This window comes from Streptomyces sp. NPDC049687, from assembly GCF_044465285.1.
Lineage (GTDB): Bacteria > Actinomycetota > Actinomycetes > Streptomycetales > Streptomycetaceae > Streptomyces.
Genome location: NZ_JBITLN010000006.1, coordinates 15278 through 39179, shown reverse-complemented (window position 1 = coordinate 39179; position 23902 = coordinate 15278). Strand labels below are relative to the sequence as shown.

Here is a 23902-nt window from a genome sequence, read left to right as displayed (position 1 = left end):
GATTGCGAGCGATTCACCTGATGAAACAGTAGCTGACTTGTCAGGTATTTCGGTCCTATGTGAGCTGGGACACTTGCGCGCAGCCAATGCCATGGACCCGGTGCCGGCGCGGTCCGCAATCGGGGCAGTCACGGCGACACCGCCTGGGGCGCCTGTCGAAGCGCTTCGACAGGCGCCCCGGGCGACGGGCGACCATAGCGACGGACAGCGTCCTCCACAAGAGGACTGTCACAGCTTTTTGTTATCGTAAATCAGCCTATGAGCATGTGCTTGAAGAGCAGTTGACATGCAGAGATCCACCATGCGACTTTCGAAGCGCTTCAACGACTTCGCCGGTGCGGCCAAGCTCCGCACCGGCGCACGCCCGAGAGGTTGCCTGCTGTGAGTGCCGCTTACACGCCTGCCGACCGGCTGCCGTTCCGCGACCCCGGGCGTCCGCTCGCCGAGCGGGTGGAGGACCTGCTGTCGCGGCTCACCCCGGGCGAGCGGATCGCATTGCTGCACCAGTACGCTCCGGCCGTCCCCCGCCTGGGCGTCGCCGCGTTCCGCACCGGCGACGACCGGCTGCCGGACGGCCTCGACTACGACATCATCAAGGCGGGCTGGACCTACCAGTACCACCGCGAACGAGCGCTGTTCCCGTTCGGTCACGGACTGTCCTACACCCACTTCGCCCACACCGCGCTGCGGCTGAGTACGAGCGGCACCACCCCGGACGGCTCGGTCACGGTGTCCGTCAGGGTCACCAACACCGGCGCCCGCCCCGGCACGGAGACGGTCCAGCTCTACGTCCGCGCACTCGGCGCCCGCTACCACGCACCGCTGCTGAAACTGGCCGGCTTCGCCAAGGTGAGCCTGGACTCCGGGGCTTCGCGGGAGGTCGAGTTCGTCCTGGACGTGTCCGAAGCGCTTGCCCACTGGTCGGTCGCCGACGAGGCCTTCGCCGTCGACCCCGGGGAGTACGAGGTGCTGGTCGCCCGTTCGGCCGGCGATGTGGTGCTGAGCGCGCCGCTCACGGTCACCGGCCCGGAACCGGGGCCCCGTGCAGCGGTCGGGCGCATGCTGCCCTCTGCCGGCTTCGACGACTACGACGGCATCGTGCTGGTGGACGCCACACGCACGGACGGCGACGCGGTGGCTCCGGCAGCCCCGAAGGACACCGGCACCCTGCTCTACCGCTCGGTGGATCTGACCGGCTCCCGTGCCGTCACCGCCGAGATGTCGCGCACCGCCTCGGATGAGGGCCACCTCGAGTTCTGGGCGGGCGAGGTCGGTCCCGACGGGACCCTGCTGGCCGCCCTGTCCGTGCCGAGTACCGGCGACCGTTACACCTGGATCACGGTCACCGCCGACCTGGCGGCCCAACTCGCCGGTTCCCACGATCTGTTCGTGGTACTCACCGGCGAACTCCGCTTGGCCTCCTTCGGCTTCACAGCCTGACACGCGCCCGCCGGACCCCCTGACCAACGCGGACGCTTCCGCGCGGCGCACTTCCCCCGACCACCGAACTCCTCAGGACGGACATGGCCTTCTACGACAATCCCGTGATCCCGGGCTTCACCCCGGACCCGAGCATCTGCCGGGCAGGCGACGACTACTACGTGGCCACGTCCAGCTTCGAGTACGTCCCCGGCGTACCGATCTGGCACAGTCGAGACCTCGTGCACTGGCGGCTGATCGGGCACGCTCTGGACCGGCCCTCGCAGATGGCCCTGCCCGACACGGCCCCGTCCTCCACGGGCGTGTACGCGCCCACCCTGCGCTACCACGACGGCCTGTTCTGGCTGATCACGACCGTGGTCGCCGGGGCGGGCAACATCCTGGTGACCGCCGAGGACCCCGCGGGACCGTGGTCGGACCCGGTGCGTATCGACATACCCGGTATCGACCCCTCCCTGTCCTGGGAAGAGGACGGAACCTGCTGGTGCGTCTTCTCGGCGGGCGGGATCCGCGGGGTGCGCATCGACCCGAAGTCCGGCGAACTGCTCGGCGAGCCGGTGCCGATGTGGTCGGGCAGCGGGCTGCAGTACCCCGAGGGGCCGCACCTGTACCGGGTCGGCGACTGGTGGTATCTGCTGCTGTCGGAGGGCGGCACCGAACGCGGCCACGCCCTGTCGATCGCCCGGGCGCGGACCCTGCCGGGCCCGTTCGAACCGCACCCGGCCAACCCGGTGCTCTCCCATCGCAGTACCGGTCACCCGGTGCAGAACACCGGGCACGGCGACATGGTCCAGGCGCACGACGGCACCTGGTGGATGGTGCTGCTGGGCACCAGGCCCCGCGGCGACACACCGATGTACCACGGCATGGGCCGGGAGACGTTCCTGGTACCGGTGCGGTGGGAGGACGGGTGGCCGCTGCCCGGGCCGCTCGAACTGCGCGCCCCCGCACCGAAGTTGCCACCACATCCTTGGCCGCAGGAGCCGGACCGCGACGACTTCGACTCCCCCGCCCTCGCACCCTCCTGGGTCTCCCTCAGGCGACAGGACCCCGAGGCCGTACGGCTCGACGAGCAGCCCGGCCATCTGGTGCTGCACGCTCGCGCGGACAGTCTGGACAGGCCCGGCGCACTCTTCGTGGGACGGCGCCAGCGCTATGCCGAGTGCAGCGCGCGCACCCTGATCGAGGTCGCTGAAGACAGCCGGGGCGGTCTGGCGGTACGGCTGGACGAGGCGCACCACTACGAGGTCGAGGTGGGTGACGGCGTGGTGCGCGCGGTCGCGAGGATCGGCCCCCTCCGTCACGCCGTCGCCGAACGAGCCGTATCGGCTGGGCCGTTGACTCTGAGAATCGATGTCAGGACCTCGGACGTGCTGCCGCCCACGGTCACCGCCCGCAGCACGGACCCGGAGGAGGACCCGGCCTCCGGCCTGCGGGGCGGCGGTCCCGACACCCTCCGCCTGGGGTACGAGACGGAGGGCGGCGGCTTCGAAATCCTCGCCGAACTCGACGGCCGCTATCTCACCACCGAGGTCGCCGGCGGTTTCACCGGCCGCGTCTTCGGCCTGTACGCCACCCGGGGCAGCGCGGCCTTCGACTGGTTCGAGTTGCGGGCCGTCTGACAGACAGCCGCCCGCTGCGGCTCCGCTCGCCAAGGTCAACCGGCGGTGCGGGGCCGCAGCCGGACGACCACGATCGAATACGCCGGTACCGTCTGACTGGTCGCGCTTCCGGTGGTGGCCGAGCCGATCGAGGTGGCGTTCTTGCGGTACGAGTACACGCTCGGCGTGGCGGTCGACGGGGTGAAGCCGCTGTAGGACCAGGTTCACCGTGGTGTCGTTGCCGGGATCTTTGTTGATCAGCATGACGTTCAGATCACCGTTCGCCCGTCGGACCGCGTGCCCGGAGATGAGCGAGGTCGAACTGTCGGCCTGGACCAGGCTGTCCCCCGGCGACCCCAGCTTGGTGATCATCTGGGTGCCGTAATACGGCGCGAACGGCGTGTTCAGCGGCGGCTCGCAGGAAGCGCCTGGACAGCACGCCTCCGTCGTCGTAGTCGGTGGCGCCCTCGACCGTGGTCACCTTGTAGGCGTCGGCGTTGCCCTCGGTCACCGCGATGCCGACGTTGGGTGCGGTGCTGCCGGCGTACTGGTTGATGAGCGAACGCAGGGCGCCGGCCATGCCGGGAATCTCGGCCTGCGGCTTGCCCAGCAGGTCCGCCTGGCTGGTGCTGTACGGATAGTGGTGCACGATCACGAAGTCGATCTTCGAACCCGCGATCGACAGAACGGTGTGATTCCAGTCCATCGAGTCACCGGAGCCGACGATGCCGTCCGGCCAGGATCCCGGTGTGGTCAGCACCGAACCGATCTTGATGCTCGGGTCGACAGCCTTCATCGCGGAGGCGTACTGCACCACATAGTTGGCGTACGTGGCGGGGCTGAGGCTTGCGTGGTGGTCGGTCTCCCAGGTGGCGCCGTAGTGCCCGTTGCCGTAGACCTCGTTGCCGATCTCCCAGTACTTCACCCCGTAGCCCTTGGTCACGTTCGCGTACCGCACCCAGGACGCGGCCTCGTCGGGCCGGCCAGACGCTCACCCTCAGCCCGAACACGACCGACTGCCAAGGACTTTGGTACGACGGCCGCGACCTGACCGGAGGCACCGACTACACGCTCTCCGGCAACCGGCTGACCTTGACGGCCGGCACCCTTGGGCGACTGGTGGGCGACCGGGAGTACGGTGTCAGGGCGAACCTGGAGGCCAGGTTCTCCCCGGGGTGCCCCGTGGCCGATCGATGTGATCTCGTACGACACCCCCTACTGTCGGACGCCAACGGGAGCACCGGCTCCTTCGCCATCCCCACACAGTTCCGCGGCGACATGCCGGCGACGATGGAAGCCAGATACGACGACGGAAGCAACGCGGGTCCGGCCGACTGGCCCCATACCAACAGTGGGACACCGCCTTCTCCGCCTACACCGGCGACGCCATCAAACTGACCCCTGACTTCTTCACGTCGCTCAAGGAAGACTCGCGGGTGACGCTCACCTTCCTCGGCGACCGGCACGACCGCCTGACCTCAACGGTGTTCCGGGCAAGGGGGGCAGCGACACTGGGACCGCTCCGCTGCGGGCCGCCGTCCCCCTTCCCGGGCGCCTCCTTCTTCGGAAGCCGGATGCGAAGACCCGTCACCAGGGCCTCCCGGGACTCGGTTCGCAACGCGAGTCCGAGTCCCGGGAGGCCCTTCGCGCGAGTCGACGACGGTTGGGCGGAGCCGCTCAGTTGATACGGACGATCTTCCAGAGTTGGTCGTCGATGTTCACGTCGTTCCACTGGATGACGGCTGCGCCATTGGCCGTGGAGGACTGTGCGACGCCGGCGTTGAGGCCGCTGTTGACGTTCTTGAGTTCGTAGTAGCCGTTGCCCGCGTCGGTGAGCGTCCACTTCTGTGAGTTGGCGGCGGAGGGGGTGTTCTGGACGACGGCGGCTCCCGCGGTGGTGGAGCCGTTACGGATGTCGAGGTTGAGGTTGCTGTTGGCGTTCTTGATGGTCCAGGCTCCGCCGCCGGCGGACTGGAAGGTGTACAGCTGGCAGAAGCAGGCGGAGTTCTGCCACTGCTGGGCGGCGGTATTGGTGGCCGTCGAGCCTTGGGGGATGTCGAGGTACTTGCCGCTGTTCTTGTTGACGAGAATGTATTGTCCGGTGCCCAACGGGGGCAGGGCGGTCTGGGTGAGGTTCCAGCGCTGACAGGCGCAGCCCGTGTCGCTCCACTGGTCGGCGGTGGTGCCGGCGGTGGTGGAGGCGCCCGGGATCTCAAGGAGCTTGCCGGTGACGCGGTTGGTGACGGTGTAGCCGCCGGCGGGGTTCGGGGCGACGGCCCACTCGTGGTCGAGGGTGCCGTTGTCGTCCCACTGGAGGATTCTGGCGCCGTCGGCGGTGGACTGGCTCTGCACGCCGAGGACCTTGCCGCTGGCGACGTTGAAGATCTTGAAGAAGCCGGAGGGCTGCGCCGCGAAGCGCCACTGCTGGTCGGTGGCGTTGTCGGCGCTCTGCTGGGTGGCGAAAGTGCCGTTGACGGTGGAGCCGCCCGCGATGGTGAGCTTCAGGTCGCTGTTGGCGTTCGACAGGGTGTAGGTGGCACCGTCCGAGATGCCGCCGCCCAGATCGATGGTGCCGTACGTGACAGGGTTACGGACGTTGCTGCTTCCTCCACTGAGCACCAGCAGGCTGTGGCCGTCGGGCAGGGGCAGCGTGCCGCGGCTGTAGCCGGGAGCGACGTTGGAGCTGATGCGCGTCCAGGTGTCCGCGGCGCCGTTGGCGGTGTTGAGGAACAGGTCGCCCGTGCTGTAGGCGCTGACGACCAGGGTGCCGTTCGGGCCGCCGGTGGGCAGCCAGGTGATGTAGGGGGTACTGGTCGGGACCACGCCGTCCGTCGAACGCAGGGGGATGCCCGTGACGGAGTTGAACGCCTCCGGGTCAGCGGAGATCTTGTAGTAGACGGCGAAGTTGCCGGCCGGGGAGCCGCCGTACTCGTACGTCATGATGTAGTTGCCGTTGGGCAGCTTCGCCACGGTGGCCATACCCGGGCGCTGGCTGTACGTGGGCATCGCCACGTCGTCCACGACCGGCCCCCAGTTGCGGACGTCCGTGGTGACCTGGTGCACGATCTTCTGCCCGTGGTCGGGGTCGCGCTGGTCGGAGTAGTAGACGATCAGCTTGCCGCCCGCGTAGAGGAAGAACGGCTCCCAGACGGGGGTGTTGCCGTTCGTGTCGAACGCCGCCCCGCCGGTGGCGATGTTGCTGACGAACGTCCAGGTCAGCCCGCGGTCGGTGCTGGCGTAGACATCGATCTTGATGGCGGAGCGGTCGGCGGGGACGGAGGCTCCGGCCGCCAGGATGGTGCCCGCCGGGAACTCACCCACCGCCGCGGGCAGTTCGAAGAGCTCGGGCTCCCAGCGCATGCCCCAGCCGTTCTGGGTGTCGGCGACGTCGGAGATCTTCGTCCAGGAGTTGCCGTCGTCGGTGCTGCGGTAGATCGGGAAGACCGGGGTGCCCGTGGTGGACTGCTCGAACGTCGCCAGGATCGTGCCGTTGGCCGAGCCGTTGTGCTGCAGTCGCATCGCCCGCGGGTAGTACGACCCGGGCAAGGGCGCGTCCGACGGCGGCGTGTACATCGTCTGCGACGCCCGGGCCAGAGCGTCCGCGGGGCCCGCGGCCGGCAGGACCAACGTCGCCACCGCGGACAGCAGGGCGAACACCAGCGTCAGCAGGAAGAGGGGACGGGAACGCGGAGCGGCGCCGGGTCTGGCGCCTGTCTGCGCAGGGGACATTGCGGCTCCCAGGGGAAGGGATGGAGGTGTGTTTCGGTGCCCGCCGTACGCCGGACTGATCCGGACGCGGAACGGCGGAGTCGATGAGAGGTCAGCCGACGCGACAGCGGCCGATGTCACGGCGACGGCTCCGACGAGCCCCTCGGAACGAGGGTCCTCGGGCGACAGAGGTGGTGCTCACGCGTGCGCACTTCTCAAGGCGCAGCGGGCGGGGGCGGTTGCTCACATGGTGCGAGGCACCGTCTCTCCGTTGTGGGAGGGCGGCGGTGCGGTGGAACCTCGGACGACGAGTTCGACGGGTGGCTCGCTCGCCGCACACAGATCCTTCTCCGGCTGCTCGACGGCGTGGACGAGCAGCCTGATGCCCTCTCGCGACGCGGCGTCGAAGGGCTGACGCACGGTGGTCAGGGGCGGAGAGACGTAGGCGAAGACGGGGTTGCCGTCGAATCCGACCACACTGACGTCCTCCGGCACCCGGCGGCCGGCCTCCCGCAGGGCTTGGATCAGGCCGATCGCCATCTCGTCACCCGCCGCGAACACCGCTGTCACAGAGCTGTCCATGGCCAGCTCGCGGCCTGCCACGTAACCGGATTCGGGTGACCAGTCGCCCTGGACCACCGGTGGTTCATACGCACCCCGTGCCGCCAACGCCGCCCGCCAGCCCTCGACACGGTCCTTGGAGGCGTACCACCGTTGCGGACCGGCCAGGTGGTGAACGGTCGTGTGCCCCAGATCCAGCAGGTGATCGGTGGCCGCCCGTGCCAGCGCATGGGCGCCAACGCCCACCGCCAGAGTCAGGGCCGAGGGGAAGGACGGCGGTGCCCCCAGGAACAGAACAGGCACGTCGATCCTGACGGAGACCTCTCCCTCCACGACGGGCTCGGAGATGACGATCCCGTCAACTCCCTGTTCAAGAAGCGACATCACAGCGCCGGCGATGCCTTCGGGGTCACCGTCCACCGTGTTGACCACGCGCAACGCGTAACCGGCGTCGCGTACGGCCCTCTCGATGCCCACGAGAAGCATGGCTGTTCCGTACCCGGCCGTCCCCAGAGCGACGACACCGATGGAACGACTCCGCCCGGACGCCAGCGCCCTGGCCGCGTGATTCAGCCGGTACCCGAGTTTCTCGGCGGCATCGTGGACGCGTTGCCGGACCGTGTCGGAGACGTACGGCTCGTTGTTGAGGACCCGCGACACCGTCTTGCGCGACACTCCGGCCGCACGGGCCACGTCCGCGCTGCGCGGTGCGGGAGTATCCGCAGCGCGCTGCACCACTGGTGTCATAAGAGCCCCTGTCGGCCGTATTCCCGCTGTCTGCCGTCTCGCCGCCCACTGCCTGCATCAGACGAGGTCAGCGATATGACCGCGTGGTCACTGACCGCGCGGTCATATCTAGACAGCCCGACAGCGGCGCGTCAAGAACATGCGCAGCATTTCTTCCACCGACAGAGCGTCCGGCGTCAAAAGGAGCGGTTCACCCAGCTTGTTCCCCGCAGAGTCTTGACAGCGACTCTTCGGAAAGTTCACTCTTCGACGCGTCAGCCGATTGGATCTGTCCGATCGCAGTCTCTGGTCGAAGGCCTACGAGGGGCCCACGTCCCGTGTCGGTCGGCGGGCCCTGAACGTCCACAGCAGGTCGGTGCCGCCGCCTGGCTCCATACACTGGGCGAGGAGGGCCGGCTCCTACGCCGGGGTGGCGCCCGCCGAATGCGGCAGGACTCCGGCCAGCTGAAGGTGCTCGCGCGCGCCACGGATCGCGTCGGGCGTCGTGGCGTACTCCCTGCCGTCCTGCCCCAGCAGCTCCAGGGCGCCCACGGAGTCCAGGACCTGACGCTGGCCGGAGCGTATCCCGGAGGCCATCACGACGATGCCGCGCCGCCGCAGCTTCTCCACCGCGTCCTTCAGGACGAGGGCGCCGGTGGCGTCCACCGTCGACACCCGCGACATCCGCAGGATCACCACCCGCACGTCCGCGACCTCGGTCAGCTCCAGCAGGAAGCGGTGGGCGGCGGCGAAGAACAGGGGCCCGTCGATGCGGTAGGCCACGATGTGCTCGGCCAGCAGGGCGTGCTCCTCGGCGCTGTGGTCGCCACGGTCGAGGGGCACCTGGTCGAAACGGGCCTGCTTGGCCACCGCCCGCAGCGCCAGCGCTCCGGCCACGAGCAGACCGATGATGACGGCGTAGACCAGGTCCAGGGCGAGGGTGGCGACCGCGGTCAGGACGAGGATCAGCGCGTCGGAGCGGGTGGCGCGGGCCATCGCCCGCAGCGAGCCGACCTCGACCATGCGGACGGCGGTCGCCAACAGGACCCCCGCCAGCGCCGCCAGCGGGATCTTCGACACCAGCGGGGCGGCCGCGAAGACGATCACGGCGAGGATCACGGCGTGGGTGAGCGCGGCGAGTCGGGAGGTCGCGCCGGTGCGGACGTTGACGGCGGTGCGCGCAATGGCGCCGGTCGCGGGGACGCCCCCGAAGAGCGGGGCGGCGATGTTGGCGAGGCCCTGCCCGAACAGCTCCCGGTCCGGTTCGTGTTTCTGCCCGACCGTCATGCCGTCGGCGACCGACGCCGAGAGGAGCGACTCCAGGGCAGCGAGGGTCGCGACCGCGACCGCCGGGGCGAGCAGGGAGCCCAGCGCACCGAGGTCGAGAAAGGCCAGCGAGGGCGCGGAGAGCCCGGACGGCAGGTCGCCGATGGGCTTGGCCGCGTCCAGACCCGCCACCTGGGCCACGCCGGTCGCGGCGATCACCGCGACGATGGAGAAGGGGACCGTCGGCCACCACCGGGCACCGGCGAGCATGACCGCCGCCACCATCGCCGCGAAACCGACAGCCGTCCAGTTCGGCGACTTGGCGAACTCCTCGACCGCCCGCCAGGTGACCACGAGAACGCGATCGCCTTCCGGCTTGGCCACCCCGAGCGCACCGGGAATCTGCTGCAGGCCGATCACGCAGGCGATACCGAGGGTGAAACCCTCGACCACGGGAGCGGGCACGTACTGCATGTACTTCCCCGCCCGCAGTGCCGCGAGAGCCACCAGCATCACCCCCGCCATCAGCCCCACGGTCAGGACCCCGGTCGGGCCGTGCTCTCCGACGATCGGTACCAGGACGACCGTCATGGCGCCGGTCGGCCCGGACACCTGCAGGTTCGACCCGCCGAAAACCGCTGCCATCGCACCCGCGACGACCGCCGTGGCCAGCCCCGCCTCCGCGCCCAGCCCGGAGGAAACCCCGAAGCCGAGCGCGAGCGGCAGCGCCACGATCGCCACGGTCAGGCCGGCGAGCAGATCGCGGCGCGGGTCACGCCGCACATCCGCCAGATCGGCACGGCCGGGCAGCAGTGCCGCGGTCCGGGTCCAGGCCCGGCTGATCACCGAGGTCATCGCGCGGCGACCTCGGAGTCGTTCAACTCGGCCAGCAGCTCGTTGCGCCCGGCGAGCATCTCGGTGAGGATCCGGCGCGCGGCCTTCATCAGGTCGGCGACGTCCCCGCCGGCCAGCTCGTACACGACGGTAGAGCCGTCCCGCGTCGACGTGACGATCCCGGAGCGGCGCAGGACCGCCAGCTGCTGTGACAGGTTGGACGGTTCGACCTCGATCGCGGACAACAGGTCGCGCACCGGCATCGGGCCGTTCTGAAGGAGCTCCAGTACCCGTATCCGTACGGGATGCCCCAGCATCCGGAAGAACTCGGCCTTGGCCTGATACAGCGGAACCGACACGACTCCTCGACTTCCCCGATGAATGCCCCACCGGGGCGGTGCAGAGGTGCTGCGCCCGCGATCATCAGCGGACCCAGCAACCTAAGCTTCTTACTAATTGCAGAATTTTGCAATTCGTCATCTCTGAACCGGCACCCCGCACCCCGTTCGCCCGCGCGCGTCGGCCACGACCGCCTGGAAGGGGCCTCCTCACGCGTCACAGGCTCCGACGGCATGCCCACGTCCAGCGCGCTCACCACCGGGGCCGGGACGGCGTCACCCTCCCGCGTACGGCCACCGCCACGCACGACCCCACCCGCAGCGCTCGCTGTCACGTCCTCGCACCGGCACGAGCCGTCGCCTTTCCGTCGTGCGGGTGGTTTACGGCCGCGCGCCGCCGAGACCGGCGGGTCTCTCGGAGACTGGGCCGGGGCGGCGGTACGGCCGCCCGGAAGGGGACCTCATGGCGGACAGCAGGATCCTGGTAGCGGTGCGGGAACACCCTCGGGACGAGGGGGCCGGCCCGGAACAGTGGGCCGGAATCGGTGAGGCGATCGGAGCGCGGGGGTTCGACGTCCGGTGGGCGGTCGGTGTGGCCGACGCCGAAGCGGTGTTGCGTACGGAAGCGGGGCTGACCGCGGCGCTGGTCGCCTGGGACCTTCCGGGCGGGGGCCGCCCGGACGGCGAGCCCGGGGGCGCCACGGTGCTGCGCTCGATCGGCCGGCGGTTCCAGGATCTGCCGGTCTTCCTGGTCATGACGGACGACGGTGTACGCGACCTGCCGCTGTGGGTGTCGGAACTGATCGTGGGGTACGTGTGGCCGATGGAGGACACTCCCGGCTTCATCGCGGGCCGGATCACCACCGCCGCCCGCGCCTACCGGGAAGCCGTCCTGCCGCCCTTCTTCCGGGCGCTGCGCCGTTTCGACGACGCGCACGAGTACTCCTGGCACACCCCGGCCCACTCCGGCGGTGTCGCCCTGCTGAAGTCACCCGTGGGCCGGGCGTTCCACGACTACTTCGGGGAACGGCTGCTGCGCAGCGACCTGTCGATCTCCGTCGAGGAACTCGGCTCGCTGTTCGAGCACACCGGCCCGATCGGCGAGGCGGAGCGCAACGCGGCCCGGGTCTTCGGCGCCGACCTCACGTACTTCGTGTTGCACGGGGACTCCACCTGCAACCGCGTGGTCGGTCACTTCAGCGTCACCCGGGACGAGATCGCGCTGGTGGACCGCAACTGCCACAAGTCGGTGCTGCACGGGCTGGTCGTGTCGGGCGCACGCCCGGTCTATCTGATCCCCACCCGCAACGGCTACGGCCTGGCCGGACCGCTGCCTCCGGCGGAACTCGCGGCGGACTCGGTCGCGGCCCGCATCGCGGCGAACCCACTCACCGGGCAGGCCGTCTCACGGGACGCCCAGTACGCAGTCTTCACCAACTCCACCTACGACGGCCTGTGTTATGACGCCTCGGTGGCAGCGCGGGCGCTCGCCGCCAGCACACCCCGACTGCACTTCGACGAAGCGTGGTTCGCCTATGCCCGATTCCACCCCCTGTACGCGGGCCGGTACGGCATGTCGGTGGACGAGGACACCTTCCCCGGGCCGGACCGGCCGACGGTCTTCACGACCCAGTCGACCCACAAGCTGCTGGCCGCGCTCTCGCAGAGCGCCATGGTCCACGTCAGGTCCGCGCCCAGGGCGCCCGTCGAACACGACAGGTTCAACGAGGCGTTGATGATGCACGGCACGACCTCCCCGCTCTATCCGATGATCGCCTCGCTGGACGTGGCCACCGCGATGATGGACGGTCCGCAGGGCCGCTGGCTGGTGGAGGAGGCCGTGACCGAGGCGGTCCGGTTCCGTCAGGAGATGGTGCGCATCCGGCGCCGTATCGAGGAGGCGGGCGACCGGCCGCCATGGTTCTTCGGCGTGTGGCAACCCGAGACGGTCACCGACCCCGGCACCGGCGTGCGACTGCCGTTCGACGAGGCGCCCGCGGACCTGCTGCGCACCCAGCCGTCCTGCTGGCACCTGGAACCCGGCGCCGCCTGGCACGGGTTCCCCGCGCTGACCGAGGGCTACTGCATGCTCGACCCGATCAAGGTCACCCTGACCTGTCCGGGTATCGACGCGACCGGTGAGACGGCCGACTGGGGCATCCCGGCCCGGGTGCTCACCGCCTATCTGGCCACCCGTCACATCATCGTGGAGAAGACCGACAGTTACACCACGCTCGTGCTCTTCTCCATGGGCATCACCAAGGGCAAGTGGGGCACACTCCTCGACGCCCTGATGGACTTCAAGGCGCTCTACGACGAGGACGCCCCCCTCGACCGCGTGCTGCCCGCGCTGGTCGCCGAGCACCCCAGGCGCTACGCCGGCCGGACCCTGCGTGAACTGTGCCAGGACATGCACGACCATCTGCGCTCGGCCCGCCTCGTAGACCTGCTGGACACCGCCTTCCGGGAGTTGCCGGAACCCGTAACCCCACCGCAGCACTGCTATCAGCGGCTGATCCGCGGCGGCACGCACCGCGTGCGGCTGACCGACGCGCCGGGCCAGGTGGCCGCCGCGATGGTCACCGTCACCCCTCCGGGCATTCCCGTCCTCATGCCCGGCGAGAGCGTCGGCGCCCCCGACGGCCCCTTGCTGCGCTACCTCACCGCGCTGGAATCGTTCGACCGCCACTTCCCTGGATTCCGCAGCGAGACCCACGGCGTGACCGCAGACCCCGACACCGGCGACTACCTCATCGAATGCCTGCGCCCGACGGCGGACGACGCGACAAGCGCCCGGCACCGTGCCCTGACACCGGCCCAACGAAGTCACCCGAAGGAACCCGAGGGCACCCCCGCCGGCCGACTGCCGTCCCACCGGACCTGACGGAAGCCACACAGAACCGAACAGGGTGATCCTCACCCACGGCCGGCACGACTACGGGGACCTCTCGCGGAGTGAGTGGAGGTATGCGCTGGAGCGGCGGGCGAAGCTGAGGGAGTCCGCCGGATTGTCCAGCTCGGTCTGCCAGTGGTGGGTGAGGCGCTCGCCGCGCAGCCGGGTCACGGCGGAGATGAACCGCTCGTAGTCGATGTCGCCGTCGCCTACGTCGACCATGCGGTAGCCGAACTCGGTGGAAGGCTCAGTCACTCCGTCCTTCACGTGGAAGAGCGGGTAGCGGTGGGGCCGCTTGAGAACGTAGTCCAGGGGCTCGAAGGGAGCGGGGGTGCCCGTCGGGCCGCCGGGAGAAGCGGAACTGGCCGACGTGGGCCCAGAAGATGTCCATCTCCAGGTACACGAGGCCGGGGTCGGTCTCGGCGAGCAGTACGTCGTAGAGGCGGATCCCGGGGTTGTCGGTGGCGAAGGAGAACTCCTCGGAGTGATTGTGCTGGTAGAACTTCATGCCCCGTGCCCTGGCCGCCGCGCCGTAGGTGTTGAACTCCTCGGCGGCGCGCTTGACGGCGTCGACGGTGGAGCCGTAGCGGAACGGGCCGGAGGCGGTGCCGATGTGCTTCAGGCCGAGGGCCTGGGCGTCGTCGAGGACCTTGGTGAGGTTCTGGGCGAAGGTGTAGGCGTTCGGGTCGCCGGAGTAGTGGCCGAAGTGGCTGCCGATCGGGGTCAGGCCGTGGTTACGTGCGAGCCGCCGGAGCTGTGCGAGGGTGATCGGGCCGGCCGAGCCCTGGGTGTATCCGGCGAACTCGATCTCGTCGTAGCCGTACTTCTCCAGCTCGGCGAAGACCGGCGCGAAGCCGAGAGTGGAGACCTTGTCGCGCAGGCTGTAGAGCTGGATGCCCAGGCGGCCGGGCGGCAGGAGGGGCTGGCCGCGGCCGGCGGCGGGGGCGGAGGCTGCCGACGCGCCGAGCAGTGCGGCCGCGGAGGCGCCCGCGGCCACGCCGAGCATGCCTCGCCGGGTGAGGCGGTGGGTCAGTTCAGGGTCGGTGTGACAGGTGCGGCTCATTCCTGGAACTCCTTGAGGGGAGGGCGTTGTGCCTGCGTGGCGGATCACGTCCAGCCGTGTGAGTCGGGCGAAGGGAGGGGGCGGTCACGTCCCGTGACCGCAGGCGCAACCGGGCGCGGCCGGATGGACCGGCAGCCCGGAGAAGGCGCAGTGGGTCAGTGGGAGAAAGCCGCGTCGAAGGAGGCCGACGGGGGCTCGTAGTCGTAGGCCTTCAGACGGGTCAAGGCCTCGGGCGCGCCCTGGAGCCGGTTCATGCCGGCGTCCTCCCACTCGACCGAGACGGGGCCTTGGTAGTCGATGGAGCACAGCATGCGGAAGACGTCCTCCCAGGGGACGTCGCCGTGGCCGGCGGAGACGAAGTCCCAGCCTCGGCGCGGGTCGCCCCAGGGCAGGTGCGAGCCCAGGCGGCCGTTGCGTCCGTCGAGGCGCTTGCGGGCCTCCTTGCAGTCGACGTGGTAGATCCGGTCGCGGAAGTCCCACAGGAAGCCGACCGGATCGAGGTCCTGCCAGACGAAGTGGGAGGGGTCGAAGTCGAGACCGAACGCCGGACGGTGGCCCACGGCCTCCAGGGCCCGGTGGGTCGTCCAGTAGTCGTAGGCGATCTCGCTGGGGTGGACCTCGTGCGCGAACCGCACGCCCTCGGCGTCGAAGACGTCGAGGATCGGGTTCCAGCGTTCGGCGAAGTCCTCGTAACCGCGCTCGATCATCGACTCGGGGGCGGGCGGGAACATGGCGACGAGGTGCCAGATCGCGGAGCCCGTGAAGCCGACCACGGTGTCGACGCCGAAGGCGGCCGCGGCGCGGGCGGTGTCGGCGATCTCGGCCGCGGCCCGGCGCCGTACGCCCTCCGCGTCGCCGTCGCCCCAGATGCGGGCGGGCAGTATGGCCTGGTGTCGTTCGTCGATGATGGCGTCACAGACGGCCTGGCCGACAAGGTGGTTGGAGACGGCCCAGCACTTGAGGCCGTACCTGTCCAGCAGTTGGTGGCGGGAGTCGAGGTAGGACGCATCCGCCAGCGCTTTGTCGACCTCGAAGTGGTCTCCCCAGCAGGCGAGTTCCAGACCGTCGTAGCCGAAGTCGCGGGCGAGGCGGCAGACCTCCTCCAACGGCAGGTCGGCCCACTGGCCGGTGAAGAGTGTGAACCTGCGCGGCATCGGGGAAACCCTCTCAGTCGACGATGGGGGTGTAGACGGAGTTCTTCGCGGCGCTCTCCTCCACCGCCGCCAGCACACGCTGCACCTGCAGCCCGTCGGCGAAGGAGGGTTCGGGCCGACGGCCCTCCGCGATCGCGTGGACGAGGTCGCGGGCCTGGTGGACGAAGGTGTGCTCGTAGCCGAGGCCGTGGCCCGGCGGCCACCAGGCGTGCAGGTAGGGGTGGTCGGCCTCGGTGACGAGGACCCGGCGGAAGCCGGCAAGGCTGCTCGGTTCCCTGCCGTCGTGGTACGACAACTCGTTGAGCCGCTCCAGGTCGAAGGCCAGCGAGCCGTGCTCACCGTTGAGTTCGATGCGCAGGGCGTTCTTGCGCCCGGTGGCGTAACGGGTCGCCTCGAAGGAGGCGAGGGCTCCGGAGGTGAAGCGGCCGGTGAACACGGCGGCGTCGTCCACGGTGACCTGGCCGTTGCCGGCGGACGACGCGGTGGACAGGCCGCTGGTGGCGCCGACGGGCAGCGGGCGTTCCCGTACGAAGGTTTCCGTCAGCGCGGACACTCCTCGCCCATGCCTCCAAGCACTATCCGGTCCGCATGGGCGCCACGGTTCTGGGCTGGATGCTGGGCTTCGGCCGCCTCGGCTCGATGCTCGCCCCGCCGTTGCTCGGCCTCATCATCCAGGCCGGACTGGCGTTCCAGTGGAACTTGTACGCCCTCGCCGTACCCGGTGTCATCGGCACCGTACTGATCACGCTGGTCCCCCGGGCGCCGCGCGCCGGGGCCGTGCCGGGGCGCGGCGGCGCGGGCGGGACCGCGCGTCCGCTCGCGGAGCAGACGTGAGTCACGCACCGAGGTGGCGCCCCGCCGGCCGAAACACTTGAGGGACCGGACGAGAGGGCAGGGCCTTCCGGCGGCTCGGGCGGCGACACGAACCGGGCACGGGAAGGCCCTGCCGAAGGCAGCGGGGTGTACCTGGGGCCACCCCCGTACCCGGGTGATACGCCCAGTGTGCCGGCGGGCCGCGGGCCATAGCGTCGTGGACGTGGCGCAGCGAGCGCCCGGGGACGGATGGAGGGGACCGACGATGTCTCGTCGAACTGGCAGGCCCGAGCCCGCCCGGAACGCCGAAGCCCTGCGCCTGGACGGAGTACGCAAGGTCCACGGCACCGGGGAGGCGGCGGTGACGGCGCTGGACGGGGTGAGTCTGGGGCTGGCGGCGGGGAGTTTCACCGCCGTGATGGGGCCGTCGGGGTCCGGCAAGTCCACCCTTCTGCGGTGTGCGGCCGGGCTCGACCGGCCGGACAGCGGGACGGTCGTGGTGGACGGCGAGGAGATGACGGGCGGTGACGAGACGGCGCTGACGAAGTTCCGGCGGCGGCGCATCGGTTTCGTCTTCCAGCACTACAACCTGCTGCCCACGCTCACCGTGGCCCAGAACACGGTGCTGCCGCTCAGGCTGGCCGGGCGGCGCGTCGACCGGGAGCGGGCCCGGGAGATCCTCGCCCAGGTCGGTCTCGGCGACCGGCTGGGCCACTTCCCGGACCAGCTCTCCGGCGGTCAGCGCCAGCGCGTCGCCATCGCCCGGGCACTGGTCACCGAACCCGGGGTGGTCTTCGCGGACGAGCCGACCGGAGCGCTCGACACCCGCAGTGCGCGGGACGTGCTGCGGCTGCTGCGGGAAGCCGCCCGGCTGCACGGCCGGACCGTGGTCATGGTGACGCACGACCCGGTGGCGGCCTCGTACGCCGACTCCGTCCTGTTCCTCGCCGACGGCCGGCTGGCCGGGCGGATGGCCGAACCCACCGTGGACGCCGTCGCCGAGCGGCTCGCGCATCTCGGCGATCGCGCGGGCGCCGATGCCGAGTCGGGGGTGTGAGGAGTGTTCTCCCTGGCCCTGTGTTCCGTCCGGCTCCGTCCCGGACGTTTCCTCGCCACGCTGCTGGCCGCGTTCCTGGGCGCGACCATCGTCATGGCGTTCAACTCGATGCACGACACCGCCGGCGCACCCGGTGTGGACGACGTCAGCGCCGAGTCGCTCGGTCTCGCCGCGGGAGTGGTGGGAGGGTACGGCACGCTGCTGGTGTTCTTCGCCGTCGCGTCCACGCTCACCGTGAACGTACGGCAGCGGGGCGAGGAGATCGCCCTGCTGCGCAGTGTCGGCGCGACCCCGGCACAGCTGAGGCGGATGGTCGTGGGCGAGGCGGTCGTGGTCGCCCTGGTGGCGGCGCTGGTGGCCGTCGGGCCCGCGGTGTTCGGCGGACGGGCCCTGCTCGACGCCTTCCAGGACAGCGGGCAGGTCGCGGCGGACGTGGACCACGTGTTCGGGCCGGTCGCGCTCGCGGCGGGATTCGGCGTCACCCTGACGGCCTCGGCGGGCGCGGCCTTCCTCGCCGTACGCCGGGCGACGAAGGCCGCGGCGGTGGGTGAACGGCCCACCGGGCTGGGCCGGAAGGCCGCCGGATCGGCGGCGCTCGTCCTCGGTACGGCGGCGGTGTGCGCGACGTTCGCCTTCGACGCGACGGATCCCGCGCTGATGGCGGCTCCCGCCTACGGCGCGATCCTGATCTCCGTCGGTCTGGCCGTGTTCTCGCCGCTGCTGCTGCGGGCCGTCCTCGGCAGGCTGGGGCGGCCGCTGGTCACGCTGTTCGGGGCGAGCGGTTATCTGGCCGTGCATCACATGCGGCGGCGAGCGGCCGAGTTGTCCGGGATGCTGATGCCTCTGGTCCTCTTCACCGGCATGGCGACCGCGACGCTGTACATGCAGGCGATCGAGAACGACACCATCGAGGCCTTTGGCCTCACCCGGTCCGTCGAGGACAAGAACCTCGAGACCCTGAACCTCACAGTGGTCGGCATCATCGTGGTCTTCTCCTGCGTCATGCTCGTCAACAGCCTGTACGCCGCGACCTCGTACCGCCGTCAGGAGTTCGGCCGGCAGCGCCTGGCGGGGGCGACTCCGGGACAGGTGCTGGGCATGGTCGGTGTGGAGGCGCTCGTGCTCATGGTGACCGGGGTGTTCTTCGGCACCGTGGCCGCCGTCGCCGGCATCCTGCCGTTCACCTCGGTGCGCACCGATGAACTCCTGCCGGACCAGGGGCCGGGGATATGGCTGGGCATCGTGGCGGTCGCCGTCCTGGCGACGTCGGCCACCAGCCTGCTCACGGCCCGCCGGACGCTGCGCGCCCCGGCGGTGGAGGCGGCGGCGGTGACCGCCTGACCCGGGCGCACCGGATGCGGGAGGGGCGGCCGTACGCACTGCGGCTGCCTCCTCCCGTGCCCTCCGGTACGGGGGTGGTGCCAGGTACACCCTGCGGACGGGGTCCTCGGACCCGTGACCGGGCGGGGAGCGGACCGGCAGACTCTGAGCGTGCCCGCGAGAACGGGCCGAGGGACCACGGAGGTTACGGGGATGCGTATCAGGAGCGCGGTACTGGCCGGGTCGCGGGGGCTGGTGTTGTCGGCGATCTCGTTGGGCGCGTCGATGGCCCTGTTCATCGGGGCCGTCATGTCGATCGGGTTCGTCGTGCTGGGCGTCGGGGCGGTGACGACCCCGTGGATCCTCCAGCTGGTGCGCTGGTACGCCGACCGGCGGCGGGAGTTGGCGGAGCGGTGGGGCGGGGTGCCCATCCCGTCCGCCTACCGGCCCTTCCCCGCCGACCCGCGGCCCGGTGTGCTGGGGCACCTGGAGAAGACCTCGGTCATGCTGCGTGACCGGGCGACCTGGCGGGACCTGGGGTGGCTGGCCTCGGACATGACCGTCGGCTGCGTCAGCGCCGCCCTGCCGGCCGCCCTGCTCGTCTATCCCCTGGAGGGCTACGGTCTCGCCGCCGGGCTGTGGCGCGCCTACGCCGGCGAGAACTCCGGCTACTGGTACGGCTTCGTTCCCGTCACCGGCCAGGCGTCCGCCTTCGGTGCCGCCGCGCTCGGTACGGCCCTTCTCGTCCTCGCCGTGTTCGTCAACCCGCGTCTGCTGCGGGCCCACTTCGACGTGACGAGGGCCGTACTCGCCCCAGGGGGAGCGGAGTTGGAGCGGCGGGTCGAGGAGCTCACCCGGACGCGGCACGACGCCGTGGACGCCTCCGCCGCCGAACTGCGCCGTATCGAGCGGGATCTGCACGACGGCGCGCAGGCGCGGCTGGTCGCCATGGGCATGAGCCTGGGCACCATCGAGGCGCTTCTTGAGAAGGATCCGGCCCAGGCCAGGGAACTGCTCGCCAAAGCCCGGACGGACTCCGCAGAGGCTCTGGAGGAACTGCGTGATCTGGTACGGGGCATCCATCCGCCGGTTCTTGCCGAGCGCGGCCTCGCGGACGCGGCCGAGGCGCTCGCGCTGCGTATGCCGATGCGGGTCGAGACGCGTATCGAGTTGCCCGGGCGGGCCGCGGCGTCGGTCGAGACGGCCGCCTACTTCGCGATCAGCGAGGCGCTGACGAACGCGGCCAAGCACTCGGGGGCGCAGCAGGTGTGGCTGGACATCGACCACCGGGAGGGAAGGCTGCGCATCGCCGTCACGGACGACGGGCGAGGCGGAGCCGTCGCCCAGGGCTCTGGCCTCCGCGGCATCGAACGCCGCCTGGGCACCTTCGACGGAGTCCTCGCCGTCAGCAGCCCGGTGGGCGGTCCGACGGTGGTCTCGGCGGAGATTCCCTGTGTCCTGACGCCCTCGGGGACGCGTTCTCACTAGCGCCGCAGGTTCCCGCGCAAGTGCCGGCCCCTCCCCCGTGAACGCGGGGAGGGGCCGGCGCTTGTGGTGGTGTGCGGGGTCAGGTCAGTTGGGCGAAGCGGTTTTCGATGTCGGCGAGCCACTTCTCGCGCTTCTCCTGGGACACGGACTTCACGCTCGGCAGGCTGATCCACTTGGTCCGCTTGATGCCGATCTTGCGGAAGCCGCCCGTGAAGAAGGCCTTCTTGATGGCGTTGCCGAAGTAGAAGCGGTAGATGGCCTGCGGGATGGTCATGGTCGTGATGAGCGTGACGCTCTTGACCTTCGGCAGCCGGCTCACGAACCGTGGCGGGGGGCCCACTTCGTCGTACGCGAAGCCCTTGAGCAGGACCTTGTCCATGAACCCCTTGGTCAGCGCCGGCATCAGCTCCCACCAGATCGGGAAGATGAACACCAGGTGGTCCGCGTCGGCGATGCGCGCCTGGTAGTCGAGGACCTTGGGGTCGCTCGCGATGCCCTGGCTGAAGCCCGCCAGCTCCTCGGTGGACATCACCGGGTTGAAGCCGTCCTGGTCGAGGTTGAGGACGTCGATCTCCGCGTTGGCGCGCTTGAGGCCGGACACCACGGCTTCCCGGACCGCCGCGCAGTAACTGCCCTGGTAGGGGTGGTTGAAGATCACCATCGTCTTCATCTGCTGTTCCGCCTTCATCAGCCGACACGGTGGTTCGATGACTCCTCGTTCAGCGAACCAACATTCAATAACTCCAGATTCAGTGAATGTGGATTCAGTGTCTTGCCCGTACGGCCCCGCTGTCAAGCCGGACAGGTCAACGGCCTTGCCAGCGCGGGCTCCTGCGCTCCGCGAAGGCGCGCGGGCCTTCCTTGGCGTCCTCGCTCCACATACGCCGCTCCTCCCACTCGTAGCGAGTGGCGAAGGCCTGCTCGAGGGAGAGGTGAGCGGAGACGCGGGCGGCCTCCTTCACCGCCCGCACCGAGAGCGGGGCGCAGGCGAGGATGTCGTCCAGCCAGCCCCGCACACAGACGTCCAGTTCATCGCCCGGCACCACGTCGTTCACGAGGCCGTACTCCAGGGCGCGCGCCGCGTCGATCCGGCGGCCGGTCAGGAGCATGCCCATGGCGGCACGGTGCGGAAGCTGGCGGGTGAGCCGGAAGACGCCGCCGGCGCCCGGAACCATGCCGTGCCGGGCTTCCGGCAGGGCGAACGTGGCGTGGGTCGCGGCGACGACGATGTCGCAGGCCAGGGCCAGTTCGAGGCCGCCGCCCAGGGCATAGCCGTTGACCCGGGCGATCAGCGGTTTCGCCAGTCCGAACCTCTCGGTCAGCCGGGGATGGCCCGCCTTGCCCCGGCCGCCGAAGGTGGACGGTCTGGCCTCGGCACGCGCCGCCGTCTCCTTGAGGTCCTGCCCGACGCTGAACGAACGGTCGCCGACGCCGGTCAGAACGGCCACCCACAGGTCGTCGTCGGCCTCGAAGTCGTCCCAGACCTCGGCCAGTCGGGCGTGCATCGCCAGGTTCATGGCGTTCAGGCAGTCGGGACGGTTGAGCGTCACATGGGCGACGTGCCCCCGCTTTTCGTAGATGACCTCGGTGGCCACTGCTGCTTTCCCTTCTCGCCCACGCCTGAGAGCGGGACGGCGGACGGCGTGGGCACGTCCGCCGCTTCCCGGGGGAAAGGGACCGTGAGGCGTCCCCCAGTGCCGCGGCGGGCAACGTTCGCCCCGTCGCGACGCCCGGCACGCTCCCTCGGAGGGGGCGCCCCACTCGCCGCACCGGGCACAACCCCAAGTACGTCCAGTACGAGGGCTTGCGCCCGGCACGCCGGGAGCACGCACCGGACGACGTCGCCTGCCGGCACTAGTCCTTGATCTCGCAGATGAGCGCGCCCGCCGTCACGGCGGCGCCGGCCTCGATGGCCAGGCTCTTGACGGTGCCGGAGCGGTGGGCGTTGAGGGGTTGTTCCATCTTCATGGCCTCCAGGACCAGGACCAGATCGCCCTTCTCGACCGACTGTCCTTCCTCGACGGCGAGCTTCACGACGGTGCCCTGCATCGGCGAGGCAAGCGCGTCGCCGGTGGCGGTGGCGGTGGCGGCCCGTCCGGCCGGCCTGCGTCGGGGCCGGGTGCCGGGCCCCGGGCCGCCACGGGTCCGCAGCCCACCGAGCGCGGCGGGCAGGGAGACCTCCAGGCGCCTGCCGCCGACCTCGACGACCACGGTCTCGCGGGCGGGCCGGTCCGTGCCGTCCTCGTCCGCCGCCAGGGTGTCGAAAGCCGGAATCGTGTTGACGAACTCCGTCTCGATCCAACGGGTGTGGACGCGCAGGGGGCCGTCGGCGAACGCGGGGTCGGTGACCACCGCCCGGTGGAAGGGCAGGGCGGTCGCCATGCCCTCGACCCGGAACTCCGCCAGGGCCCGTTCCGCCCGCCGCAGGGCCTGCTCCCGGGTCGCGCCGGTCACGATCAGCTTGGCGAGCAGGGAGTCCCAGGCCGGCCCGATCACGCTGCCGGTCTCGACGCCCGCGTCCAGCCGTACGCCCGGTCCGGCCGGCGGCGCGAACAGGGTGACCGTGCCCGGCGCGGGCAGGAAGCCCCGGCCCGGATCCTCGCCGTTGACGCGGAACTCGAGGGAGTGGCCGCGCGGTGGGGGGTCGTCGTAGCCGAGTTCCTCGCCGGCGGCTATGCGGAACTGTTCGAGCACCAGGTCGATACCGGTGACCTCCTCGGTGACCGGATGCTCCACCTGCAGACGCGTGTTCACCTCCAGGAAGGAGATCGTGCCGTCCGAGGCGACCAGGAACTCCACCGTCCCGGCACCGACGTAGCCTGCCTCCTTCAGGATGGCCTTGGACGCCCGGTAGAGCTCCGCGTTCTGCGTCTCGCTCAGGAAGGGTGCCGGCGCCTCCTCCACCAGCTTCTGGTGGCGGCGCTGCAGCGAGCAGTCACGCGTCGACACGACGACGACGTTGCCGTGGGAGTCGGCCAGGCACTGTGTCTCCACGTGCCGGGGCCGGTCCAGGTAGCGTTCGACGAAGCACTCGCCGCGCCCGAACGCGGCGACGGCCTCGCGGACCGCCGACTCGTAGAGCTCGGGCACCTCTTCGAGGGTGCGGGCGACCTTCAGGCCGCGGCCGCCACCGCCGAAGGCCGCCTTGATGGCGAGGGGCAGCCCGTGCTGTTCGGCGAAGGCGACGACCTCGTGCGCGCCCTCGACCGGGTCGGGGGTGCCCGCCACCAGCGGCGCCCCCGCACGCTGCGCGATCCGCCGGGCCGCCACCTTGTCGCCCAGGTCCCGGACGGCCTGCGGGGGCGGACCGATCCAGACCAGACCTGCGTCGAGGACCGCCTGGGCGAACTCCGCGTTCTCCGACAGGAATCCGTAGCCAGGATGCACCGCGTCCGCACCGGAGTCGGCGGCGGCCCGCAGCACCTTCGCCATGTCCAGGTAGCTCGTCGCGGGAGTGTCACCGCCCAGGGCGTACGCCTCGTCCGCCGCGCGGACGTGCAGTGCCTGCCGGTCCGGCTCGGCGTACACGGCCACGCTCGTGATCCCGGCGTCCCGGCATGCCCGGGCCACCCGGACGGCGATCTCGCCACGGTTGGCGATCAGTACCTTGCGGATGCACAAGGGTCCACCTCCCGCGAGG

The 23902-nt window shown here is 70.4% G+C and carries 18 protein-coding genes and 3 pseudogenes; 10 read left to right on the top strand and 11 right to left on the bottom strand.

Going from position 1 to position 23902, the window contains the following annotated elements:
* Window positions 1-381: 381 nt before the first annotated feature.
* From ACIBVL_RS19700 to ACIBVL_RS19690, 3 genes and pseudogenes are all read left to right on the top strand, one after another.
* Window positions 382-567 (top strand): annotated as a pseudogene (locus tag ACIBVL_RS19700) (hypothetical protein); the annotation flags it as partial.
* Between the two features lie 162 nt (window positions 568-729).
* The gene (locus ACIBVL_RS19695; RefSeq protein WP_399098862.1) at window positions 730-1440 is read left to right on the top strand and encodes a fibronectin type III-like domain-contianing protein; all 711 of its coding nucleotides are present in this window, start codon (window positions 730-732) and stop codon (window positions 1438-1440) included.
* A gap of 83 nt (window positions 1441-1523) precedes the next feature.
* Window positions 1524-3062, top strand: a complete 1539-nt coding sequence (locus ACIBVL_RS19690) for a glycoside hydrolase family 43 protein (RefSeq protein ID WP_399098476.1) — start codon at window positions 1524-1526, stop codon at window positions 3060-3062.
* Window positions 3063-3315: 253 nt separating this feature from the next.
* Here ACIBVL_RS19690 and ACIBVL_RS19685 read toward each other — a convergent pair whose 3' ends face one another.
* Complete coding sequence (locus tag ACIBVL_RS19685) at window positions 3316-3999, bottom strand: hypothetical protein (RefSeq protein ID WP_399098887.1); 684 nt, start codon at window positions 3997-3999, stop codon at window positions 3316-3318.
* On the opposite strand from ACIBVL_RS19685, the gene ACIBVL_RS19680 reads away from it, so the two are divergent.
* Together ACIBVL_RS19680 and ACIBVL_RS19675 are read left to right on the top strand one after the other, a co-directional pair.
* Window positions 3888-4439 (top strand): X2-like carbohydrate binding domain-containing protein, encoded by a 552-nt coding sequence (locus ACIBVL_RS19680; RefSeq protein WP_399098475.1) that lies wholly within the window; start codon window positions 3888-3890, stop codon window positions 4437-4439. The genes ACIBVL_RS19685 and ACIBVL_RS19680 overlap by 112 nt on opposite strands.
* On the top strand, window positions 4343-4726 hold the full coding sequence (locus ACIBVL_RS19675; RefSeq protein ID WP_399098861.1) for a hypothetical protein: 384 nt from the start codon (window positions 4343-4345) through the stop codon (window positions 4724-4726). The genes ACIBVL_RS19680 and ACIBVL_RS19675 overlap by 97 nt, the downstream gene beginning before the upstream one ends.
* On the opposite strand, the gene ACIBVL_RS19670 is transcribed toward ACIBVL_RS19675, so the two are convergent.
* The 4 genes from ACIBVL_RS19670 to ACIBVL_RS19655 form a co-directional block, all read right to left on the bottom strand.
* On the bottom strand, window positions 4719-6770 hold the full coding sequence (locus ACIBVL_RS19670) for an RICIN domain-containing protein (protein ID WP_399098474.1): 2052 nt from the start codon (window positions 6768-6770) through the stop codon (window positions 4719-4721). The two genes, ACIBVL_RS19675 and ACIBVL_RS19670, sit on opposite strands and share 8 nt — an antisense overlap.
* 222 nt (window positions 6771-6992) lie before the next feature.
* Window positions 6993-8057 carry a LacI family DNA-binding transcriptional regulator gene (locus ACIBVL_RS19665; RefSeq protein ID WP_399098473.1) on the bottom strand — a complete coding sequence of 355 codons (1065 nt, stop codon included), beginning with the start codon at window positions 8055-8057 and terminating at the stop codon, window positions 6993-6995.
* A 399-nt stretch (window positions 8058-8456) separates the two neighbouring features.
* A complete protein-coding gene (locus tag ACIBVL_RS19660) occupies window positions 8457-10157 on the bottom strand; it encodes a SulP family inorganic anion transporter (protein WP_399098472.1) in 1701 nt (566 codons plus the stop codon).
* A complete protein-coding gene (locus ACIBVL_RS19655) occupies window positions 10154-10495 on the bottom strand; it encodes an ArsR/SmtB family transcription factor (RefSeq protein ID WP_399098471.1) in 342 nt (113 codons plus the stop codon). Before ACIBVL_RS19655 ends, ACIBVL_RS19660 begins: the two co-directional genes overlap by 4 nt.
* A gap of 442 nt (window positions 10496-10937) precedes the next feature.
* Here ACIBVL_RS19655 and ACIBVL_RS19650 point away from each other — a divergent pair, with 442 nt between their 5' ends.
* Complete coding sequence (locus ACIBVL_RS19650) at window positions 10938-13358, top strand: Orn/Lys/Arg decarboxylase N-terminal domain-containing protein (RefSeq protein ID WP_399098470.1); 2421 nt, start codon at window positions 10938-10940, stop codon at window positions 13356-13358.
* A gap of 51 nt (window positions 13359-13409) precedes the next feature.
* On the opposite strand, the pseudogene ACIBVL_RS19645 reads toward ACIBVL_RS19650, so the two are convergent.
* From ACIBVL_RS19645 to ACIBVL_RS19635, 3 genes and pseudogenes are all read right to left on the bottom strand, one after another.
* A pseudogene (locus ACIBVL_RS19645) lies at window positions 13410-14430 on the bottom strand (sugar phosphate isomerase/epimerase family protein).
* 155 nt (window positions 14431-14585) lie between these two features.
* On the bottom strand, window positions 14586-15584 hold the full coding sequence (locus tag ACIBVL_RS19640) for a sugar phosphate isomerase/epimerase family protein (protein ID WP_399098469.1): 999 nt from the start codon (window positions 15582-15584) through the stop codon (window positions 14586-14588).
* 13 nt (window positions 15585-15597) lie between these two features.
* Window positions 15598-16140, bottom strand: a pseudogene (locus ACIBVL_RS19635) (Gfo/Idh/MocA family oxidoreductase); the annotation flags it as partial.
* Window positions 16141-16172: 32 nt separating this feature from the next.
* Between ACIBVL_RS19635 and ACIBVL_RS19630 the strand changes: the two are divergent.
* The 4 genes from ACIBVL_RS19630 to ACIBVL_RS19615 all read left to right on the top strand — a co-directional run bounded on the left by ACIBVL_RS19630 (window position 16173) and on the right by ACIBVL_RS19615 (window position 20262).
* Window positions 16173-16418, top strand: a complete 246-nt coding sequence (locus ACIBVL_RS19630) for a hypothetical protein (RefSeq protein WP_399098468.1) — start codon at window positions 16173-16175, stop codon at window positions 16416-16418.
* Window positions 16419-16662: 244 nt separating this feature from the next.
* On the top strand, window positions 16663-17454 hold the full coding sequence (locus tag ACIBVL_RS19625; protein ID WP_399098467.1) for an ABC transporter ATP-binding protein: 792 nt from the start codon (window positions 16663-16665) through the stop codon (window positions 17452-17454).
* A 3-nt stretch (window positions 17455-17457) separates the two neighbouring features.
* The gene (locus tag ACIBVL_RS19620; protein ID WP_399098466.1) at window positions 17458-18795 is read left to right on the top strand and encodes an FtsX-like permease family protein; all 1338 of its coding nucleotides are present in this window, start codon (window positions 17458-17460) and stop codon (window positions 18793-18795) included.
* A gap of 192 nt (window positions 18796-18987) precedes the next feature.
* A complete protein-coding gene (locus ACIBVL_RS19615; RefSeq protein ID WP_399098465.1) occupies window positions 18988-20262 on the top strand; it encodes a sensor histidine kinase in 1275 nt (424 codons plus the stop codon).
* 79 nt (window positions 20263-20341) lie between these two features.
* Here the strand turns inward: ACIBVL_RS19615 and ACIBVL_RS19610 are convergent, their stop codons facing one another.
* The 3 genes from ACIBVL_RS19610 to ACIBVL_RS19600 form a co-directional block, all read right to left on the bottom strand.
* Window positions 20342-20950, bottom strand: a complete 609-nt coding sequence (locus ACIBVL_RS19610; protein ID WP_399098464.1) for an NAD(P)H-dependent oxidoreductase — start codon at window positions 20948-20950, stop codon at window positions 20342-20344.
* Window positions 20951-21068: 118 nt separating this feature from the next.
* Window positions 21069-21857: an enoyl-CoA-hydratase DpgD gene (gene dpgD / locus ACIBVL_RS19605; protein WP_399098463.1), complete on the bottom strand. Its 789-nt coding sequence runs from the start codon at window positions 21855-21857 to the stop codon at window positions 21069-21071.
* 259 nt (window positions 21858-22116) lie between these two features.
* A complete protein-coding gene (locus tag ACIBVL_RS19600) occupies window positions 22117-23877 on the bottom strand; it encodes an acetyl/propionyl/methylcrotonyl-CoA carboxylase subunit alpha (RefSeq protein ID WP_399098860.1) in 1761 nt (586 codons plus the stop codon).
* Window positions 23878-23902 lie beyond the last annotated feature (25 nt).

What these genes read in the sequence shown, in the direction of transcription:
- ACIBVL_RS19690 (WP_399098476.1), top strand. Translation starts at nt 1,524, where the DNA reads ATGGCCTTCTACGACAATCCCGTGATCCCGGGCTTCACCCCGGACCCG.
- ACIBVL_RS19670 (WP_399098474.1), bottom strand. Translation starts at nt 6,770, where the DNA reads ATGTCCCCTGCGCAGACAGGCGCCAGACCCGGCGCCGCTCCGCGTTCC.
- ACIBVL_RS19665 (WP_399098473.1), bottom strand. Translation starts at nt 8,057, where the DNA reads ATGACACCAGTGGTGCAGCGCGCTGCGGATACTCCCGCACCGCGCAGC.
- ACIBVL_RS19660 (WP_399098472.1), bottom strand. Translation starts at nt 10,157, where the DNA reads ATGACCTCGGTGATCAGCCGGGCCTGGACCCGGACCGCGGCACTGCTG.
- ACIBVL_RS19650 (WP_399098470.1), top strand. Translation starts at nt 10,938, where the DNA reads ATGGCGGACAGCAGGATCCTGGTAGCGGTGCGGGAACACCCTCGGGAC.
- ACIBVL_RS19640 (WP_399098469.1), bottom strand. Translation starts at nt 15,584, where the DNA reads ATGCCGCGCAGGTTCACACTCTTCACCGGCCAGTGGGCCGACCTGCCG.
- ACIBVL_RS19630 (WP_399098468.1), top strand. Translation starts at nt 16,173, where the DNA reads ATGGGCGCCACGGTTCTGGGCTGGATGCTGGGCTTCGGCCGCCTCGGC.
- ACIBVL_RS19625 (WP_399098467.1), top strand. Translation starts at nt 16,663, where the DNA reads ATGTCTCGTCGAACTGGCAGGCCCGAGCCCGCCCGGAACGCCGAAGCC.
- ACIBVL_RS19615 (WP_399098465.1), top strand. Translation starts at nt 18,988, where the DNA reads ATGCGTATCAGGAGCGCGGTACTGGCCGGGTCGCGGGGGCTGGTGTTG.
- ACIBVL_RS19610 (WP_399098464.1), bottom strand. Translation starts at nt 20,950, where the DNA reads ATGAAGGCGGAACAGCAGATGAAGACGATGGTGATCTTCAACCACCCC.